Source organism: Saccharopolyspora rosea, assembly GCF_025643595.1.
In the GTDB taxonomy this organism is placed as follows: domain Bacteria; phylum Actinomycetota; class Actinomycetes; order Mycobacteriales; family Pseudonocardiaceae; genus Saccharopolyspora; species Saccharopolyspora rosea.
Map to the genome: position 1 here is coordinate 4215564 of NZ_CP102826.1, position 17364 is coordinate 4232927.

The 17364-nt window shown below is 73.8% G+C and carries 15 protein-coding genes; 6 read left to right on the top strand and 9 right to left on the bottom strand.

What is annotated here, in order from left to right; translation table 11 throughout:
* Positions 1-158 precede the first annotated feature (158 nt).
* The 4 genes from NV263_RS19510 to NV263_RS19525 all read left to right on the top strand — a co-directional run bounded on the left by NV263_RS19510 (position 159) and on the right by NV263_RS19525 (position 4174).
* On the top strand, positions 159-1139 hold the full coding sequence (locus tag NV263_RS19510) for an NAD(P)-dependent oxidoreductase (RefSeq protein ID WP_263247847.1): 981 nt from the start codon (positions 159-161) through the stop codon (positions 1137-1139).
* Positions 1136-2209, top strand: a complete 1074-nt coding sequence (locus NV263_RS19515; protein WP_263247849.1) for a DUF1015 family protein — start codon at positions 1136-1138, stop codon at positions 2207-2209. The genes NV263_RS19510 and NV263_RS19515 overlap by 4 nt, the downstream gene beginning before the upstream one ends.
* Before the next feature lie 210 nt (positions 2210-2419).
* Positions 2420-2560, top strand: a complete 141-nt coding sequence (locus NV263_RS19520; RefSeq protein ID WP_263247850.1) for a hypothetical protein — start codon at positions 2420-2422, stop codon at positions 2558-2560.
* Positions 2561-2659: 99 nt separating this feature from the next.
* Entirely contained in the window at positions 2660-4174 is a 1515-nt protein-coding gene (locus NV263_RS19525; protein ID WP_263247853.1) for an ArnT family glycosyltransferase, read from the top strand.
* Between the two features lie 3 nt (positions 4175-4177).
* Here the strand turns inward: NV263_RS19525 and NV263_RS19530 are convergent, their stop codons facing one another.
* From NV263_RS19530 to NV263_RS19545, 4 genes are all read right to left on the bottom strand, one after another.
* Entirely contained in the window at positions 4178-5632 is a 1455-nt protein-coding gene (locus NV263_RS19530; RefSeq protein WP_263247855.1) for a PrsW family intramembrane metalloprotease, read from the bottom strand.
* 85 nt (positions 5633-5717) lie between these two features.
* Complete coding sequence (locus NV263_RS19535) at positions 5718-7145, bottom strand: amidase (RefSeq protein ID WP_263247857.1); 1428 nt, start codon at positions 7143-7145, stop codon at positions 5718-5720.
* A 123-nt stretch (positions 7146-7268) separates the two neighbouring features.
* Complete coding sequence (locus NV263_RS19540; protein WP_263247858.1) at positions 7269-8762, bottom strand: CoA-acylating methylmalonate-semialdehyde dehydrogenase; 1494 nt, start codon at positions 8760-8762, stop codon at positions 7269-7271.
* Entirely contained in the window at positions 8759-10063 is a 1305-nt protein-coding gene (locus tag NV263_RS19545) for an aspartate aminotransferase family protein (protein ID WP_263247859.1), read from the bottom strand. Before NV263_RS19545 ends, NV263_RS19540 begins: the two co-directional genes overlap by 4 nt.
* A gap of 110 nt (positions 10064-10173) precedes the next feature.
* On the opposite strand from NV263_RS19545, the gene NV263_RS19550 reads away from it, so the two are divergent.
* Positions 10174-11796 (top strand): PucR family transcriptional regulator, encoded by a 1623-nt coding sequence (locus NV263_RS19550; RefSeq protein ID WP_263247860.1) that lies wholly within the window; start codon positions 10174-10176, stop codon positions 11794-11796.
* Positions 11797-12214: 418 nt separating this feature from the next.
* Positions 12215-12448, top strand: a complete 234-nt coding sequence (locus tag NV263_RS19555; RefSeq protein WP_263247861.1) for a hypothetical protein — start codon at positions 12215-12217, stop codon at positions 12446-12448.
* Between the two features lie 59 nt (positions 12449-12507).
* On the opposite strand, the gene NV263_RS19560 is transcribed toward NV263_RS19555, so the two are convergent.
* The 5 genes from NV263_RS19560 to egtA form a co-directional block, all read right to left on the bottom strand.
* Positions 12508-12840, bottom strand: a complete 333-nt coding sequence (locus NV263_RS19560; RefSeq protein ID WP_263247862.1) for a hypothetical protein — start codon at positions 12838-12840, stop codon at positions 12508-12510.
* Positions 12841-12953: 113 nt separating this feature from the next.
* Positions 12954-13925 carry an L-histidine N(alpha)-methyltransferase gene (gene egtD, locus NV263_RS19565; protein WP_263247863.1) on the bottom strand — a complete coding sequence of 324 codons (972 nt, stop codon included), beginning with the start codon at positions 13923-13925 and terminating at the stop codon, positions 12954-12956.
* Entirely contained in the window at positions 13922-14668 is a 747-nt protein-coding gene (gene egtC, locus NV263_RS19570) for an ergothioneine biosynthesis protein EgtC (RefSeq protein ID WP_263247864.1), read from the bottom strand. Before egtC ends, egtD begins: the two co-directional genes overlap by 4 nt.
* Before the next feature lie 3 nt (positions 14669-14671).
* A complete protein-coding gene (egtB, locus tag NV263_RS19575; protein ID WP_263247866.1) occupies positions 14672-16018 on the bottom strand; it encodes an ergothioneine biosynthesis protein EgtB in 1347 nt (448 codons plus the stop codon).
* Positions 16015-17259, bottom strand: a complete 1245-nt coding sequence (gene egtA, locus NV263_RS19580; RefSeq protein WP_263247867.1) for an ergothioneine biosynthesis glutamate--cysteine ligase EgtA — start codon at positions 17257-17259, stop codon at positions 16015-16017. The genes egtB and egtA overlap by 4 nt, the downstream gene beginning before the upstream one ends.
* Positions 17260-17364 lie beyond the last annotated feature (105 nt).

Genomic DNA, 17364 nt, shown 5'->3' on the forward strand with positions numbered 1-17364 from the left:
CTGGCGCCGCTCGCCCTGCCCCACCCGGGCCGGGAGCGGAGACAGGCGCTGACCGCACGGCCACCCGCGGAGGTGTTGACGTCGGCGAGTCCGCACCCGCACTATTGCGCCATCAGCAATTGGGTGCGCAATGAGCAACAACCGCCGAGGGGTGGCCGATGCGGATCCTCGTCGCCGACGCGTTCCCGGAACAGCACCTGACCCGGCTCCGGGAGCACCACGACTGCACCCACGAACCCGACACCACCGCCGACGAACTGCCCGGTGAACTGGCCGGCGTCGAGGTCCTGGTGGTGCGCAGCACCCGGGTCACCGAAGCCGCTGTGGCCGCCGCCGACTCGCTGCGCATGATCATCCGCGCCGGATCGGGCACCAACACCATCGCCTGCGATGCCGCGTCCGAGCGCGGCATCCACGTCTGCAACGTGCCGGGCCGCAACGCGGTCGCCGTCGCCGAGCTGGCGGTCGCACTGCTGCTGGCGCTGGACCGGGGCATCGCCGACAACGTGGCCGACCTGCGCGCCGGGCACTGGGACAAGAAGCGCCACTCGCGGGCGCGCGGCATCCTCGGTCGCCACGTCGGCGTCGTCGGTCTCGGCCGGATCGGGCTGGCCTTCGCCGAGCGGGTCGCCGCGTTCGGCGTCACCGTGCACGCCGTCGCCAAACCCGACCGCGACCGGGAGACGCTCGACCGCGCCGAGGCGATCGGGGTGCGCTTCGTCGACGACCTGACCGCGCTGGCGCGGACCTGCGACGTGCTGTCGTTCCACGTGCCCGCCACCGCAGGCACCCGGCACCTGGTGGACCGGGACCTGCTGTCCCACGTGCAGCCGGGCGCGATCATCCTCAACACCTCGCGCAGCGACGTCGTCGACGAGGACGCGCTCGTCGAGGCGATGGACGCCAAGGGCGTCCGCGCGGGCCTCGACGTGTTCGCCGACGAACCCGGCGGCGGCACCGGCGAGATCGACTCCAAACTCGCCCGGCACCCGCACGTCTACGGCACCCACCACATCGGAGCGTCCACCGAACAGGCCCAGCTGGCGGTGGCCGACGAGGTGGTGCGGATGGTCGACGCCTTCGCCGGCGGCGAGGTCCTGCACCGGGTGAACTCCCCGCACCAGGTCCCGGCGTCATGACGCCCGCGCGCCCCGCCGCGGTGTCCGACCCCGCCCGGCCGGGCGTCACCGCCCGCCCACCCCGGGCGCTGCTCATCCGCCCGCGGCACGCCGCGGCCGAACGGCACCCGCTGTCCCCGGCCCGGGTCCGCGACCTGCTCGCCGCGGGCGCCTACGAGCCGGTGCCCGAACCCGCCGTGGTCGTCTACCGGCTGGAAGGCGAGGGCTTCCGGCAGACCGGTGTCGTCGTGGAGGTGCCGGTCGACGACTACCGGCAGGGCCGCATCCGGCGCCACGAGGCCACCCAGCCCGAGCGGGAGGAGGAGATCCAGCGGTTCGCCGAGACCGCCGGGATCGAGCCGATGCCGGTGATGCTCACCCACCCGGCGCGACCGCGGCTGCGCGCGGTGCTGGAGGAGGTCGCCACCGGCGAACCCGCCGTGCGGCTGTCCGCCGACGACACCGTGCACAGCGCGTGGATCAGCGCGGACCCGCAGCGGGTGCGCGCGGTGCTGGACGAGATCGCCGCCCTGCCCGCGCTGTACATCACCGACGGCCACCACCGGATGGCGGCCGCCGAGCGCTACGCCGCGCGGCACCCGTCGAGCGGTGATGTCGCGCTGGCCGCGGTGTTCCCCAGCGACGAGATGCGCATCCTCGGCTACCACCGGTGCCTGCCGGTGCCCGACGGCACCTCGGCCGCGGAGCTGCTCGCCCGGATCGCCGCGCAGCCGGTGGTCACCGACGTGCGGGAGTGCCCGCCCGGCACCCCGCCCGCGCCGGGCTCGGTGTCGGTGCGCATCGACGGCCGGTGGTTCCTGCTGCGGCTGCGCGCCCCCGCCGACCCCGACCACGTGCGGGACTCGCTGGACGTCGTGGTGCTCAACGAGGAACTCATCCCCGGGGTCTTCGGCTCCGCCGAGATCACCTGCACCTGCACCCGGCAGGAGACGATCAGCCTGCTGCCCCACCCGCCCGGCGTCGCCGAGGTCATGGCCGTCTCGGACGCCGGACTGCTCATGCCGCCGAAGTCCACCTGGTTCGACCCGAAGGCCGGAGTCGGCCTGTTCGTGCGCGAACTGCACCGCTGAGGAACCCGCGCCCTGCTGCGCGCCAGCGGCGGGAGCTCCCCGGTGGCACCGCGGAGCGCGACCGGACCGCCGTGGTCTGCCGGGCGATCCCGGGGAAAAACCGCAGGTGTGACAAGGCGGTTCGGTGCGCGGCGACGTTTGCCGACCGGTGCCCCCGGGAAGTCGAACGGTGAGCGACATCCACCGCCGAATTCCCGGGAGTGATCGACGTTGCACAGCTGCGCGCGAGCCGATCCGGCAGGAGAGGAGGCCCCGCCCCCGAGGACCGAGGAAGTCGATCCGCCGGAGGCAGCCGAGGAACCCGAGGAGGTCATCAGCGACGACGCGGTGATCACGCTCGGCTACAACTGATCTGGTGCGAACGCGAGGCCGGCGCGGGTGCCGGCCTCGCACCTTTGTCCACTGTAGATGCGTCCGGAACTCCCCGCGGCCACCCGTAGAATCTGCCGGATGCCTGAGCCGATCCCAGACGCGACGCGCGACGCGGAGCGCCCGCCGGTCACCGGTGCGCCGCTCCCCCGGTTCGCCCGGAGGCCGGTGCTGGCCGTCGCCGGCGCGACCGGGGCACTGCTGCTGCTGATCAGCGCGCGGTACGGCTACGTCACCGACGAGCTGTACTTCCTCGCCGCGGGCAGGTACCACCTGGCCTGGGGCTACATGGACCAGCAACCGCTGGTCCCGCTGCTGGCGGCCGCCGCGGACGCGGTGGCGCCCGGGTTCCTGCCGCTGTTCCGGCTGCCCGCGCTGGTCGTCACGGTCCTGGGCGTGGTCGTCGCGGCGCTGCTGGCGCGCGAGTTCGGCGGTCCGCGGCGCGCCCAGGTGCTCGCCGCCGCGGCGTACCCGCTGTCGCCGTGGATCCTGCTCAACGGCCACTGGCTCACCGCCGCCACGATGGAGCCGTTGCAGTGGAGCACCGCGCTCTGGCTGGTGGCCCGCTGGATCCGCCTGCACCGCGCCGGCATCCACCGGGACCGCCTGCTGCTGTGGGCGGGGCTGGTCGTCGCCGTCGCGGTGCAGACCAAGTTCCAGGTCGTCGTGCTGTGCGCGGCACTGCTGGCCGGGGTCGCCATCGCCGGTCCCCGCGCGCTGCTCACCCGTCCCGCCCTGTGGGTCGGGGCGGCGTTCGCCGTGCTCACCGCGGTGCCGACACTCGCCTGGCAGGCGAGGCACGGGTGGCCCGCGCTGGACATGGGGACCGCGGTCAACCGCGAGACCACCAGGCTCGGCTTCCTCCCGGGGGCGCTGTTCTACTCGGGAGTCGTCGTCGGCGCGGTGTTCTGCTGCTACGGCCTCCTCCGCTTGCTGCGCGCCGCGGAGCTGCGGGCGTTCCGGTCGCTGGGGTGGACCGCGGTCGGCGTCGCGCTGTTCTTCGTCGCGGCCGGCGGGCGCCCGAACTACCTGGCGGGTCTGTACGGCCTGCTGTTCGCCGCGGCGGCCACCGGGCTGCGCCGCCCGGTGGCCGCGCGCCGCGTGCTGTGGCCGGCGTTCCTGCTCTCCGCCGTGCTACCGGTGGCCGTCCTGCCGGTGTACCCGCTGTCGTTCCTGGCCCGGCACCCGGAGTTCCCGAGCTTCCCCCGGCTGTACGAGACGGGGTGGCCGGAGCTGGTGGCGACCGTCGACCGCGCGTACCGATCGCTGCCGCCGCAGACGCGGCGGCGCACCGCGATCGTCGGCGAGAGCTACTACCTGACCGGCGCGCTGGACGTCCTCGGCCGCCGGGCCGGGCTGCCGGGCGCCCACAGCCCGCACCGGGGGTACTGGTTCTTCGGCGCGCCGCCCGACGACGCGGACGCGGTGCTCTACGTGGGCAGCACCGCGCCGCTGGCACCCCACTTCGCCGAGTCCCGCAGGCTCGCCGTGGTCCGCAGCGAGCTGGTCAACATCCCGCAGGGCGTCTCGGTGACGCTCTACCGGCACCCGCTGCAGCCGTGGTCGCAGCTGTGGCCGCGGCTGCGCGAACTGTGATCCTCAGCGCCGCCACGGCCCGCCCTGCGGCGGGTGCGGGGGACGCGGCGGCTGCCCTCCCGGCGGGGGCCCCGGCGGCCTCCCACCGGGCGGGTTCCCGGCGGGCGGGTTCCCGGGCGGCCTCGCACCGGCCGGATTCCCGCCAGGCGGACTCCCGACCGGCCTCCCACCGGCCGGATTTCCACCGGCCGGTCGCCCGCCGGGCGGCGGGCCGGCCGGGCGGCGGGGGTAGACCGGCAGCGTCTCGTTGTTCAGCTGCTTGGGCATCACGAAGAACCCGGACTGCTGGGCGCGTCCGGCCGCCCACGGCGGCGGTGGCGGCGCGGCCCGCGGCACCCGCCGGAAGAACGCGTCGCGCGCGGTCCGCATCAACGCCAGGATCGCCTGCCGCCGACCGTGGAACTCCTGCGGCGAGATCGTGGCCTGCTCGGTGCGCGCGTGCAGCAACGCGAGTTCGGTGGCGGCGAGCTGGTAGTCGCCCATCGCGCGGGCACCGGTCGGCCCGGCCTGCGCGCGCGCCCAGCGGCGGGCCTGCTTGCGACCGGCCATCGAGCCGAGCATCTCGATGTCGTAGCGCTGGACCAGGCCGCTGGGGATGTAGGCGGGCAGGTACCGCTGGATCTGCCCGACGAGCTGCTTGCGGTCCACGATCAGCACGACGACGAGCGTGATCAGCACCCCGGCCTGGATCGTGTAGGCGCCGACCATGCCGGGCACGCCGAACAGCGTCAGCCCGCCGTTCCACAGCGAGTGCAGGAACGCCGCGCCGCACCAACCCCCGACGATGGCGAGGGCCCGGCGCCCGCGGTGGGTGGCGGCGTAGGCGACGCCGAGCCCGGTGATCGCGGTGTACAGCGGGTGGCCGAGCGGCGCCACCATGCCGCGGATGATCACGGTTCCCACGATGCTGCTGGTCGGGTCGGCGAGACCGCGCATGTAGTAGAGGATGTTCTCGACCAGCGCGAAGCCCACCCCGCACATCCCGGCGTAGACGATGCCGTCGGTGGGCCCGTCGATCTCGTTCTCGCGCACCCACAGCAGGTACAGCAGCAGCGAGCCCTTGACGCTCTCCTCCACCACCGGCGCGAGCACCGAGACGGTCAGCCCCTCGGCGAGACCACCGCCGAACGCCGCGGTCATGATCGCCTCGCCGACGGTGTTGATGATCAGCGCGCCGAGGATCGCCACCCCGGCCCCCCACCCGAACGCCAGCAGCAGGTTCACCCGCGGCTCGGGTTCGAGCCGGTCGACGAGCAGCAGCAACCCGACGAGCACGATCGCGGTCGGCAGCGCCAGCAGCGCGCCGATCGCCACGTTCACCGGCCCGCCCTGCAGCAGGTAGAACGCCAACGCGAGCAGCATGCACACGCCGGACACGACGAGTCCGACGATGAGCGGTATCGGCGTCCGGTCGCCTTTGTGACCGTCGATGATCGACTGCGGGCTCAGTGCGGGCATGCGGGCGAGGGTAGGAGATCGCCAACGGCCAGGGGGCGCCACCCGCGCAACTCATCCCCCGCCGCACCGCGCCGTGAGACCGGGTTCACAGGGCCGGGAAGTGCCCGGCCGGGCACGCGCGCGGCCGGACGCGTTCGAGTTCCGCGCCGAGGCGGAAGACGGTGGCGTCGTCGTAGGTGTGGCCGACGATCTGCACCCCGGTCGGCACGCCGTCGGCGGTGTGCCCGCTGGGCACCGCGAGCACCGGGCACCGGTTGTTGATGTTGAACGGGATGGTCATGGTCACGTCGGCGGTGCGGGCGAAGCGCTGTCCGTCCACTTCGAACGCACCGAGCAGGTCGTCCCCGGCGGGCAGCGCGGACACCGCGGCGGTCGGGCACAGCAGCGCGTCGAACCCGGCCATGGCCTCGGCCAGCTGCCGCTGCATCCGGGTCTCCACCCGCAGCCCGGTCACCAGGGACGTCCTGCCGCGCGCCTTGGCGGCCCATTCGACGAACGCCCGGGTGTACGGCGCGACGACGTCCTCGCGGCCCGCCACGGATTCCCCCACCAGGGCACCGAAGAACGCGCCGAAGTGCGCCTCGGTGGCCAGCGCGATCTCCTCGCGGGTCCACGGCAGCTCGATCTCCTCGACCACCACCCCGGCCGCTTCCAGGGCCGCGGCGGTCTCGCGGGTGTTGCGCTCGACGGCGGGCGTGATCTCGTAGTCGCCGAGCCGCAGGCACAGCGCCACCCGCATCCCGGCGGCCGGTTCGAACTCGGCGGGCAGGGCGCTGCCCGGCCGCAGCGAGGTGTGGTCGCGCGGGTCGGGGCCGATGAGGACGTTGGCGAGCAGCGCGGCGTCGTCGACCGTGCGGGCCAGCGGACCGTCGCCGCGGTAGAAGTCCGCCGACAGCGGCGCCGCTCCGGGGATGCGGCCGTAGGGCGCCTTGAACCCGACGGTGCCGGTGAACGCCGCTGGGATCCGGGTGGACCCGCCGATGTCGGAGGCGGTGGCCAGCGGCGCGGTCCCGGCGGCCAGCGCGGCCGCGGAACCGCCGGAGGACCCGCCCGGGGAGCGGTCGAGGCACCACGGGTTGCGGGTTACGCCCCACAGCGGGGTGTGGGTGAAGGCGGTGATGCTGAACTCGGGTGTCGTGGTGCGGGCGTGGATGATGCCGCCCGCCGCCAGCACCCGGTCCACGACCGGTGCGTTCTCGGTGGCCACGACACCCTCGTTGACCAGTGACCCCTCGGTCAGCGACCGGCCCGCGATGGCGTGCTTCTCCTTGACCGCCACCGGGATCCCCTCCAGCGGCCGAGGCGCGGGTCCCTTCCCGAGGTACCTCGCCTCGGCCTGCCGGGCGGCGTCGAGCGCCTCGTCGAAGAGCCGCTCGGCGAAGGCGTTCACCTTCGGCTCGACGTCCTCCGCGCGCTCGACGAGCGCCCGCAGCAGTTCCACGGGGGACAGCGCCCTGCTGGTGAACAGGGCACGTGCTTCGGTGGCGCTCAGGTGCGTCAGCTCGTCGGACATAGCCCTCCCGTCTCCCGGACCGCTACCCCCACGGAGGCGCGGTGCCCTCCCGTCTCCCGACCACCACCCCCCACAGAGGCGTGGTGCGCCGCGGTGCCTTCCGTCTCCCGACCGTGCGGACACTCAGCTGTTCTGCGGGAAGCCGAGGTTGACGCCGCCGTGCGAGGGGTCGGGCCACCGGGTGGTGACGACCTTGCTGCGGGTGTAGAACGCGATGCCGTCGGGACCGTAGGCGTGCGCGTCCCCGAACAGCGAGTCCTTCCAGCCGCCGAAGGAGTAGTGCGCGACCGGCACCGGGATCGGCACGTTCACGCCCACCATGCCGACCTCGACCTCCTCGCAGAAGCGCCGCGCCGCGCCGCCGTTCTCGGTGAAGATCGCCGTGCCGTTGCCGTAGGGGTTCTCGGCGATCACCCGCATCGCGGCGTCGTAGCCGGGCACCCGCAGCACCGAGAGCACGGGCCCGAAGATCTCGTCGGTGTAGACGGACATGTCGGTGCGCACGTGGTCGAACAGCGTCGGCCCGAGCCAGAACCCGCCGGACGCGCCGTCGACGCGCGCGCCCCGCCCGTCCACGACCAGCTCGGCGCCCTCCCGCACCCCGGCGTCCACATAGGACTCAACGCGATCCCGGTGCGCGGCGGTGACCAACGGCCCCATGTCGCTGCCGCGGCGGCCGTCGCCGACGTCGAGCTTGGCCATCCGCTCGCTGATCCGCTCGACCAGCGCGTCGCCGACGGGATCGACAGCCAGCACCGCGGACACCGCCATGCACCGCTCCCCCGCCGAGCCGAACCCGGCCGACACCGCGGCATCGGCGGCCAGGTCGAGATCGGCGTCGGGCAGCACCACCATGTGGTTCTTCGCGCCACCGAGCGCCTGCACCCGTTTGCCGCGGGCGGTCGCGGTCTCGTAGACGTAGCGGGCGACCGGGGTGGAGCCGACGAACGACACCGCCCGGACCGCCGGGTGCTCCAGCAGCGCGTCCACGGCCACCTTGTCGCCGTGCACCACGTTGAACACCCCGTCGGGCAGTCCGGCCTGCTTCCACAGCTCGGCCAGGAACACCGCCGCCGACGGGTCCTTCTCGCTGGGCTTGAGCACCACGGTGTTGCCGCAGGCGATGGCGTTGGGCACGAACCACAGCGGCACCATCGCGGGGAAGTTGAACGGCGAGATCACCCCGACCACGCCGACCGGCTGCCGCACCGAGTGCACGTCCACGGCGGTCGAGGCGTTCTCCGAGAACCCGCCCTTGAGCAGGTTCGGGATGCCGCAGGCGTATTCGACGTTCTCCAGCCCGCGCTGGACCTCCCCGGCGGCGTCGGGGAGCACCTTGCCGTGCTCGGCGGTGATGATCTCGGCGAGCTCGGACTTGCGCTGGTTGAGCAGCTCCCGGAAGGCGAACAGCACGGAGGACCGGCGGGCCAGCGACGTCGACCGCCACCCCGGCGCGGCCTCGGCGGCCGCGGCCACCGCAGCGTCCACTTCGGGCGGAGAGGCGAAGGCGACGTGCCGGGTCACCGCACCGGTGGCCGGGTCGAAGACCGGCCCGCTGCGCTCGGGGGTACCGACGACGGACGAGCCGGCGACGAAGTGCCTGATCATCTCGGTCATGCGGAGAACTCCTGCTCGGCCAGGGAGATCGATTCGGCGAGGACGGCCAGCCCCTGCGCGGCCTCCTCCTCGGTCAACGTCATGGGCGGAGCCACCCGCAGCACGTTGCCGTGCAGCCCGCCCTTGCCCACCAGCAGGCCGCGCTGCTTGGCCAGCTCCATCACCCGCGCGGCCGACGCCGGGGCCGGCCGGTCGGTGCCGGGGGCGACCAGTTCGACTCCGATCATCAGCCCCTTGCCGCGCACGTCGCCGATCAGCGCGCACCGCTCGGCGTGCGCGCGCAGGCCGTCGAGCAGCATCCCGCCGACCTTGGCGGCGTTGGCCTGCAGGTCGTGCTCCAGCAGGTAGTCCAGCACCGCCTTCGCCCCGCCGGTGGCGACCGGGTTGCCGCCGAAGGTGGACAGCGAGTTGGCGCCCAGGCAGTCCATCAGCTCGGCCTCGGCGACCACGCCGCCGATCGCCAGACCGTTGCCCAGCCCCTTGGCGAAGGTCATCGCGGCCGGGGTCACGCCGTGCGCCTGGATGCCCCAGAAGTGCTCGCCGGTGCGCCCCCACCCGGTCTGCACCTCGTCGGAGATGAGCGGGATGCCGTACTCGGCGAGCACCTCGGCGAACGCGCCGAACAGCCCGTCCGGCGGGGTGGCGAAGCCGCCGACGCCCTGGATCGGTTCGGCGATCATGCAGGCCACGTCACCGGAGGTGGTGGTCTCGATCACCTCGCGCAGGTCGTCGACGCAGGCGGCGATGTAGTCGGCGTCGGAGAAGTCCCGGAACGGGCTGCGGTAGCGGTAGCCGCCCTGCACGTAGCTGACGTTGACCGGGGACAGCGAACTGGCCGACCAGCCGCGGTTGCCGGTGATGGCGACCGTGCCGAACGCGCGCCCGTGGTAGGAGTTGCGCAGCGCGAGGACCTGGTTGCTGCGCCGGTGCTGGGTGGCCAGCATCAGGGCGGTCTCGTTGGCCTCGGTGCCGGAGTTGGTGAAGAAGACCTTGGGGTTGTCCAGTCCGGACAGTGCGGCGATCTTCTCGGCCAGCTCGACCTGGTTTCGGATCAGGTACATCGTCGAGGTGTGCAGCACGCCGGTGTCGACCTGGCGGCGCACCGCGTCGCTGATCTCCGGGATGTCGTAGCCGATGGCGTTGGTCAGGATCCCGGCGAAGAAGTCCAGGTAGGTCCTGCCGTCGCCGTCGGTGACGTGCCGGCCCCGGCCGCTGACGATCTCGATGGGTTCGTCGTAGTACAGCGCGAGCCAGTTCGGCATCGCGGCGCGGTGCCGGGCCAGCAGGTCGGTTTCGGTCATGGCGGCTCCCTCGGCGCGTGCGTTGCTGGCGCCAGTCTCGTCGGCCGGAGATCCGCCGACCACCGACAACCTGTCCCGATTCCGCCGCCCCGGTATGACAGTCTGTCCGCATGACTCCGAGCTCCCCGGACGTGCTGGCGTTGCCGACGGTGGCCGAGGTGCTGGACCTGCCGGTGCTGCGGCGCGGCAAACCGCGCGTCGTGGCCGGCGCCGCGGGGCTGGACGGCCGGGTCCGCTGGGTGCACGTGGCCGAGATCGCCGACATCGCCGCGCTGCTGTCCGGCGGCGAACTGGTGCTGACCACCGGCATCGCGCTGCCGGAGGCACCGGAGCAGCTGGCCCGCTACGTCGGTGAGCTCGCCTCGGTCGGCGCGTGCGGCCTGGTGGTGGAGCTGGTGCGCCGCTGGCGCGACCGGGTGCCGCCCGCGCTCGTCGACGCCGCGCACCGGCACGACCTGCCGCTGGTGACGCTGGCCGAGGAAACCCGGTTCGTGCACGTCACGGAAGCCGTCGCGGCCCGCATCCGGGACGCGCAACTGGCCGAGCTGCGCGCCACGCACGCGATCCACGAGACGTTCACGGCGTTGACGACCTCGGGCGCCGAACCCGCCGAGGTGCTGCGCGAGGCCACCCGGATCTGCGGCCGGCCGCTGGTGCTGGAGACGTGGGGCCACCAGGTGCTCGCCTACGACTCGGCGGGCCGGGACCCGGTGGCGCTGCTGGCGGACTGGTCGGAGCGCTCCCGCGCCGTGGTGCAGTCCGGGCGCACCTGCTTCGACCCGGACCGGGGCTGGCTGACCACGGTCGTCGGCGCGCGCGGCGACGACTGGGGACGGCTCGTCATGCTCGCCTCCGACCGGCCGCCGCACCGGCACGTCGTGGTGGCCGAGCGGGCGGCCTCGGCCCTGGCGGTGAACCGCCTGGTGACCCGCGACCGGGAGAGCCTGGAACGCCAGACGCACCGCACGCTGCTGACCGACCTGCTCGCCGGGGACGGCGACATCGCCGAACTCGCGGTGCGCGCGGGCGGTCTGGGCGTGCCGTTCGACGGCCCGCTGGCGGGCATCGCCGTGCGCCCGCGGACGACCACGGCCGCCGCGCCGGCGCTGGAGACCCAGCAGGTGCTGCGGGACCTGGCCGAAGCGACCGCCCTGGCGGCGCGCAGGGCCGACCTACCCGCGCTGGTCGGCGTGGTCGACGACGTCACGGTCCAGGCGCTGGTCGCGCTGCCCGAGCAGCCGGAGGCGGATTCGGCGCTGACCCGGCTGGCCGCCGACGTCCGGCGGTCCGCGCAGGCGCTGCCGGTGGTGATCGCCGTCGGCAGCGCGGTGACCTCGCCGTCCGGCGCGCGCCGCACGCTCACCGAGGCCGCGCAGGTGGGCGAGGCGGCGCTGCACGTCGAGGACGGCACCCGCGACTTCCACCGGCTCGACGACGTCCGGCTGCGCGGACTGCTGCACCTGCTCCGCGACGACGGACGCCTGACGGCCTTCGCGGAACGGGAACTCGGCCCGCTGCGGGACAACGAGCGGCTGCTCGACGCGCTGCGGGCCTACTGCCGCTGCGGCGGGAACAAGTCGGCCGCGGCCGCGGCCGCGCACCTGTCCCGCACCGCCTACTACGCGCAGCTCGCCCGCATCGAGGAGCTGCTCGGCACGTCGCTGGACGCCCCGGAGTCGCTGGTGTCACTGCACGTCGCCCTGCTGGCCTGGGACATGCGCACACCCCGATAAGTCCACAGTGGACTCACTTCGGACGTCGCAGCACCGGAAGCACCCGCCGCGTCCGGCCATTCCGCGCCCGGGTGTAGCCTGTGCGCGCTGGCCGCGTACCGGATGGCCCTCCCCCCAGTAGCCGGCGGTGCGCGGTCGGCCTCGCCGACGAGCGCCGCGGAACGCGCGCCGTGCCACCCGCATCACTTGATCACCGGCCGTGCTCGTCGATGCCGGTTATCACTCTTTGGAAGGACTTCTCCGCCGTGTCCACGCCCGAACGATGCGCCGATCGGGTCATGCTGCGGGCGACCGCGCGTCATGCGCGGCCCCCGTCCTCGTCCCGTCCCGCGGAGGTGGGGAGAGTGATCTCGATCGAAGCAGCTCAACCGCGCCGGACACCGGTTCCGGGCGTTGCGGCCATCCGGGGGGCCGTCTCATGAACGGGACCGTCGCCGTGCGCTTCGCCCCCGGAGTCGTGGGGGAAACGCGCCGCCAGGCGCATCTCGCGGCGGTGCCCGCCGCGAGCGAGCCCGCCAGCTGGCTGACCTACTGCGGGCTGCGGATACCCGCCGAGCACGCGGAGCTCTCACCGGGCCCGGCGGGCATGCCGTGCATCCGGTGCCTGACGGCGATCCCCGATTCGCCGTTGCTGCCGGGTCCGCCCGGTTGACGCGGAAAAAAACCGCACCCGCCCGGGGACCGGACGGGTGCGGTTCGCGGGGACTCGGCTCAGCGGAGGAAGACCACCGAGCGGACCTCGACCTTCGCGGGGGCCTTCTGCCACGGCTTCAGCTCGAACCACGGGCCGTCGCAGTGCGAACCCTGGAAGACGATCGCCGTGGTGTCGGTGCGGTTCTCCACCCGGTAGGCGGCCTCCCAGCCCGGCAGGTCCAGTCGGTGGCACCGGGCGTCGCTCGGGTCCTCCAACATGGACGACTGCGTCTGGAGCCCGCGGTCGAAGTGGTAGATGAAGCTCCCCGACGCCGCCCCGGCGGTCAGCGGGGAGGACAGCAGCAGGGCCGCCGCACCGGCGGTGGCGGTGATGATGGCGCGCAGACGCATCGAACCATTCCTTCCTGGATGTGGAACGAAAAACTCACGCACCAGTCATCTTCGGCACCTGCCGCCCGACCGCCACCGCAATCACCCGGCGGTCGGGTGATTGCCGGGCGAAGTCATCGCGCGCGGGCCAGCGAGAGCGCGAAATCACCCGCGTCGTCGAGCCACCAGTGCTGCGGCGCGAACCCGGCCGCGGCGAGTTCGCCGCGCACCCGCTCGCGGCGGAACTTCGCCGACACCTCGGTGCGGATCTCCTCACCGGACTCGAAGTCGACGGTCAGGTCCAGCCCGGCGACCGGGACGCGCATGGCGCGCTCGGCCCGCAGCCGCATCTCGATCCACTCCTGCGCGGCGTCCCACCGCGCGACGTGCGCGAACGCGTCGAGGTCGAACTCCGCGCCGAGCTCGCGGTTGAGCACGCTCAGCGCGTTGCGGTTGAACGCCGCGGTGACGCCCTGCGCGTCGTCGTAGGCGCGCACCAACCGGTCCGGGTCCTTGACCAGGTCGGTGCCCAGCAGCAGCCACTCCCCCGGCCGCAGCGCGCCGCGCAGCCCGGCGAGGAACTCCGCGCGTTCGGCGGGCAGCAGGTTGCCGACGGTGCCGCCGAGGAAGGCCACCAGCCGGTCGCCGCCGGCGTCGAGCGCGCCGATCCCGGCGGTGAAGTCGTCGACCACCCCGCGCACCCGCAGCCCCGGGTAGTCCCGGACGAGCGAGTCCACCGCCGCGCGCAACGCCGTCGCCGACACGTCCAGCGGCACGAACTCGCGCAGCGTGCCGTGCTTGCGCAACGCGTCCAGCAGCAGCCGGGTCTTCTCCGAGGAACCCGAACCCAGCTCGACCAGCGTGGTCGCCCCGGTGCGTTCGGCGATCTCCACCGCGGTGCGGTGCAGGATCCGGTGCTCGGCGCGGGTCTGGTAGTACTCCGGCAGCGCGGTGATCCGCTCGAAGAGCTCGCTGCCGGTCGCGTCGTAGAACCACTTGGGCGACAGCCACTTCGGGTCGTCGGTGAGCCCCGCGCGGGCTTCGGCGCGCAACGCGCGCGCCGCGTCCGCGGCGGTGAAGCGCACCGCGATGTCCGGTTCGGTCATCGGTCCCCCTCCACCAGGGCGGTGACCCGCACGCCGTCGCGGTCGGCCACCACCAGTCGCCGGTCGTCGATCTCGGTCCAGCCACCGCCGCCGAACGGTTCGGAGGCCGCGGTCACCGCCCCGGCCCCGCGGCGCACCCACAGCGCGTGCGTCCAGGTGGTGGCGATCAGTCGCGTGCCGTCGGTGAGCAGCAGGTTCAGCCGCGAGTCCGGTGCGGCGGCGGCGATCTCGCCGACCAGCTCGGCCACCGCACCGGCCGGGTCGGCACCGGCACCGAGCCGCTGCCGCAGCAAGGCCCACAGCAGCGCGGAATCGGTGGGCGCGTCCAGCGTGAGCAGGTCCACCACGTCGAGCCGGGCGGCCTGCTTGGCCGCCGACTCCGGCCACCCGGCGATCCGCCCGTTGTGGCTGAACAGCCAGATTCCGTCGGTGAACGGGGCGCACGCCGTCTCGACCACCGGCATGCCGAGGGTGGCCGACCGGGCGGCGCCGAGCACCGCGCCGCTGCGCACCCCGCCGGCGAACTCCGCGAACGACGCGTCCGTCCACATCGGACGCGCCGACCGGTACCGGCGGACCGCGCCGTCGGAGTACCAGCCGACGCCGAAGCCGTCGGCGTTGATCGTGCCGCCACCGCGCATGTCGCGCGGCGCGTAGGACTGCTCCAGCAGTCCGTGCTCGGGTTCCAGCAGCAGCTCGGCCAGCGACGCGGGCGGGCCGAGGTAGGCCATGTGCCGGCACACGGGTCAGCCGATCTCGTCCGGCGCCGGGGTCCGGGCGCACCGGAACCCGGCGAAGATCTGCCTGCGGATCGGGAAGTCCCAGTTGCGGAACGTGCCCCGGCACGCGCTGGCGTCGGTGCCGAAGGAACCACCGCGCAGCACCTTGTGCTCGGGCCCGAAGAACACCTCGGAGTACTCCCGGTACGGGAACGCCGCGAACCCCGGGTACGGCAGGAAGTCGGTGGCGGTCCACTCCCACACGTCGCCGATGAGCTGCCGCGCCCCGCACGGCGCGGCACCGGCCGGGTAGGCACCCGCGGGCGCGGGCCGCAGGTGCCGCTGACCGAGGTTGGCGTGCTCGGGCCCCGGATCCTCGTCGCCCCACGGGTAGCGGCGGGAGCGACCGCTGCGCGGGTCGAACCGGGCGGCCTTCTCCCACTCCTGCTCGGTGGGCAGCCGCTTGCCCGCCCACGCGGCGAACGCCTCGGCCTCGTGGAAGCTGACGTGCACCACGGGCTCGTCGGGCGGGACGGGTTCGACGTGGCCGAAGCGGCGGCGCAGCCACCGGTCGCCGTCGCGCCGCCAGAACCGGGGCGCGCGCAGGTCGGCGCGCTGCCGGTAGGCCCACCCCGCCGCGCTCCACCAGCGCGGGTCGTCGTAGCCACCGGCGTCGACGAACTCCAGGAACCGCCCGTTGGTCACCGGCGTGGTGTCGATGAGGAAGTCGTCGACGAACACCTCGTGCGCCGGGCGCTCGTTGTCCAGCGCCCACGGTTCGGTGCTGGTGCCCATCACGAACGGCCCGCCCGGAACCGCCACCTCCAGCGGCAGCGCCGCCGCGTCCGCGGGTGCCGCCGGGGTCGGCTCCTCGACGAGCGCCGGCGGGCCGTCGCGCAGCTGGTGGGTGGCGAGCATGGTCTCGTCGTGCTGCTGCTCGTGCTGGACGATCATGCCGAACGCGAACGCCCGCTCCACCAGCCGCCGCCCCTCCAGCGGCGTGCGGTCGAGCACGTCGAGGACCTTCTCCCGCACGGTGCGCACGTAGCCGCGGGCCTCGGCCGGTCCCAGCAGCGGCAGTTGCGGCCGGTCGCAGCGCTTGTGCTGGAAGGCGTCGTAGAGGTCGTCGATGTCCGGCCGGATCGCCGGGATCCCGCCGACGTCGCGGACCAGCCAGATCTCCTCCTGGCTGCCGATGTGGGCGAGATCCCACACCAGCGGCGACATCAGCGGCGAGTGCTGGCGGACGAGGTCGGCCTCGTCGACCGCGTCGGTCAGCGCGGCGCTGCGCCGCCGGGTCCGCTCCAGTTCGCCGGCCACGTGGGACCGCAGCCGCGACGTGCCCTGTTCACCGAGGTGGTGCGTGCTGGTCACCGGTCACCTCCGTAAGTGCGGTCGGCCTCGGCCAGTCGGCGCGCCGCGAACCGCGCCAGCCGGGCGGGCAACCCCTCGGGGCAGTCCTGGCCGGGCAGCCGTCGGCACGCCAGGTCGAACACCCGGTGCGCGGTGCGCGCCAGCTCCGGATCGCGCAGCCCGTGCCGGGCGGCGTGCACCCAGCGGCCCGCCACCGGTTCGGTCAGCTCCACCACGCGGTCCACAGTGGCCTCGTCGCGGAACAGCGCGATCAGCGCGGCAGCGGGCAACATCCAGTCCGCGCCGGGCTGGGCGTCGAGGTAGCGGACCTCGAAGTAGCCGCGCGGGCGCACCGGCGGGAACACCGTGCTCAGGTGGTAGTCCAGGTCGTCGCGGGTGGGCTGGGTGGGCAGCGCGCCGCGGATCCACTCGGCGAAGCTGATCCCGCTCGGCGCGGTCCAGTCGCCGTCCTCGCGGCGCAGGCACACCACGGCGGTGTCCAGCACCCGCCGCGCCCAGCTGCGCGCCGGGTCGTCGGTCACCGGCCCCGGCCGGGTGCGCGGCGGGTCGGTGCACAGCAGCGCGCGGGTGCGGGTGGACGCCCAGCCGGTCCGCTCGCCGAACAGCCGCGGCGAGTTGGCGAACATCGCGAGCATGACCGGCCCCACCGCGTGCACCGCCGCCCAGCGCGCGGCGACCCGGTCGGGTTCCCCGGCGTCCAGGCACACCTGGATCCCGGCGGTGCTGCACATCATCAGCCGCCCGTCCAGGCCGATCCGGTCGAAGGCGGTCTCCATCGCCGCGTAGCGGGGAACGCGCAGGATGCGCCGCGGGCGCCGCCACGGATCGATGCCCTGGTCCCCCAGCACCAGACCGGCGTCGCGCAACCTGCGCCGCAGGTACTCGGCGTCGGCGTCGACGACGCCGAACAGCGAGCACATCGAAGTGGTGGGGAGGCTGGAGATCTCGACCTGGCCACCGGGTTCGACGGTGAGCACCGAACCGTTCGGGAGGGGGCGGTGCGGGCTGTCCGGGACCAGGGAGGGAGGAGCGTGCGGGCCGAGCGCTTCGACGAGCACCTCGGCGTCGAGAGCGCGGCGGGGATCGTCGGCGTGGTGGACGGTCCATTCGAGCTCGACGCCGAGCAGCCGCGGAGGGCCGTGCTTGAAGCACACCGAGGCGACGTAGGCTTCGGCCTCCGCCCGGGTGCGCACGCGGGAGGTCGGGAACTCAGCGGCAGTTGGATCGACTGACACGGGCATGTGATCACCGCCTGTGATGTCCTGGCCACCGACGCTACCGGCCTCCGACCCCCGCTGCACCCCCTTGCCCGGCCACCACCGATCTGCTAAAAGCAGTCGGCGGGC

What these genes read in the sequence shown, in the direction of transcription:
- NV263_RS19515 (WP_263247849.1), top strand. Translation starts at nt 1,136, where the DNA reads ATGACGCCCGCGCGCCCCGCCGCGGTGTCCGACCCCGCCCGGCCGGGC.
- NV263_RS19550 (WP_263247860.1), top strand. Translation starts at nt 10,174, where the DNA reads ATGACTCCGAGCTCCCCGGACGTGCTGGCGTTGCCGACGGTGGCCGAG.
- NV263_RS19540 (WP_263247858.1), bottom strand. Translation starts at nt 8,762, where the DNA reads ATGACCGAGATGATCAGGCACTTCGTCGCCGGCTCGTCCGTCGTCGGT.
- NV263_RS19555 (WP_263247861.1), top strand. Translation starts at nt 12,215, where the DNA reads ATGAACGGGACCGTCGCCGTGCGCTTCGCCCCCGGAGTCGTGGGGGAA.
- NV263_RS19560 (WP_263247862.1), bottom strand. Translation starts at nt 12,840, where the DNA reads ATGCGTCTGCGCGCCATCATCACCGCCACCGCCGGTGCGGCGGCCCTG.
- egtD (WP_263247863.1), bottom strand. Translation starts at nt 13,925, where the DNA reads ATGACCGAACCGGACATCGCGGTGCGCTTCACCGCCGCGGACGCGGCG.
- NV263_RS19525 (WP_263247853.1), top strand. Translation starts at nt 2,660, where the DNA reads ATGCCTGAGCCGATCCCAGACGCGACGCGCGACGCGGAGCGCCCGCCG.
- NV263_RS19545 (WP_263247859.1), bottom strand. Translation starts at nt 10,063, where the DNA reads ATGACCGAAACCGACCTGCTGGCCCGGCACCGCGCCGCGATGCCGAAC.
- NV263_RS19510 (WP_263247847.1), top strand. Translation starts at nt 159, where the DNA reads ATGCGGATCCTCGTCGCCGACGCGTTCCCGGAACAGCACCTGACCCGG.
- egtA (WP_263247867.1), bottom strand. Translation starts at nt 17,259, where the DNA reads ATGCCCGTGTCAGTCGATCCAACTGCCGCTGAGTTCCCGACCTCCCGC.
- NV263_RS19530 (WP_263247855.1), bottom strand. Translation starts at nt 5,632, where the DNA reads ATGCCCGCACTGAGCCCGCAGTCGATCATCGACGGTCACAAAGGCGAC.
- NV263_RS19535 (WP_263247857.1), bottom strand. Translation starts at nt 7,145, where the DNA reads ATGTCCGACGAGCTGACGCACCTGAGCGCCACCGAAGCACGTGCCCTG.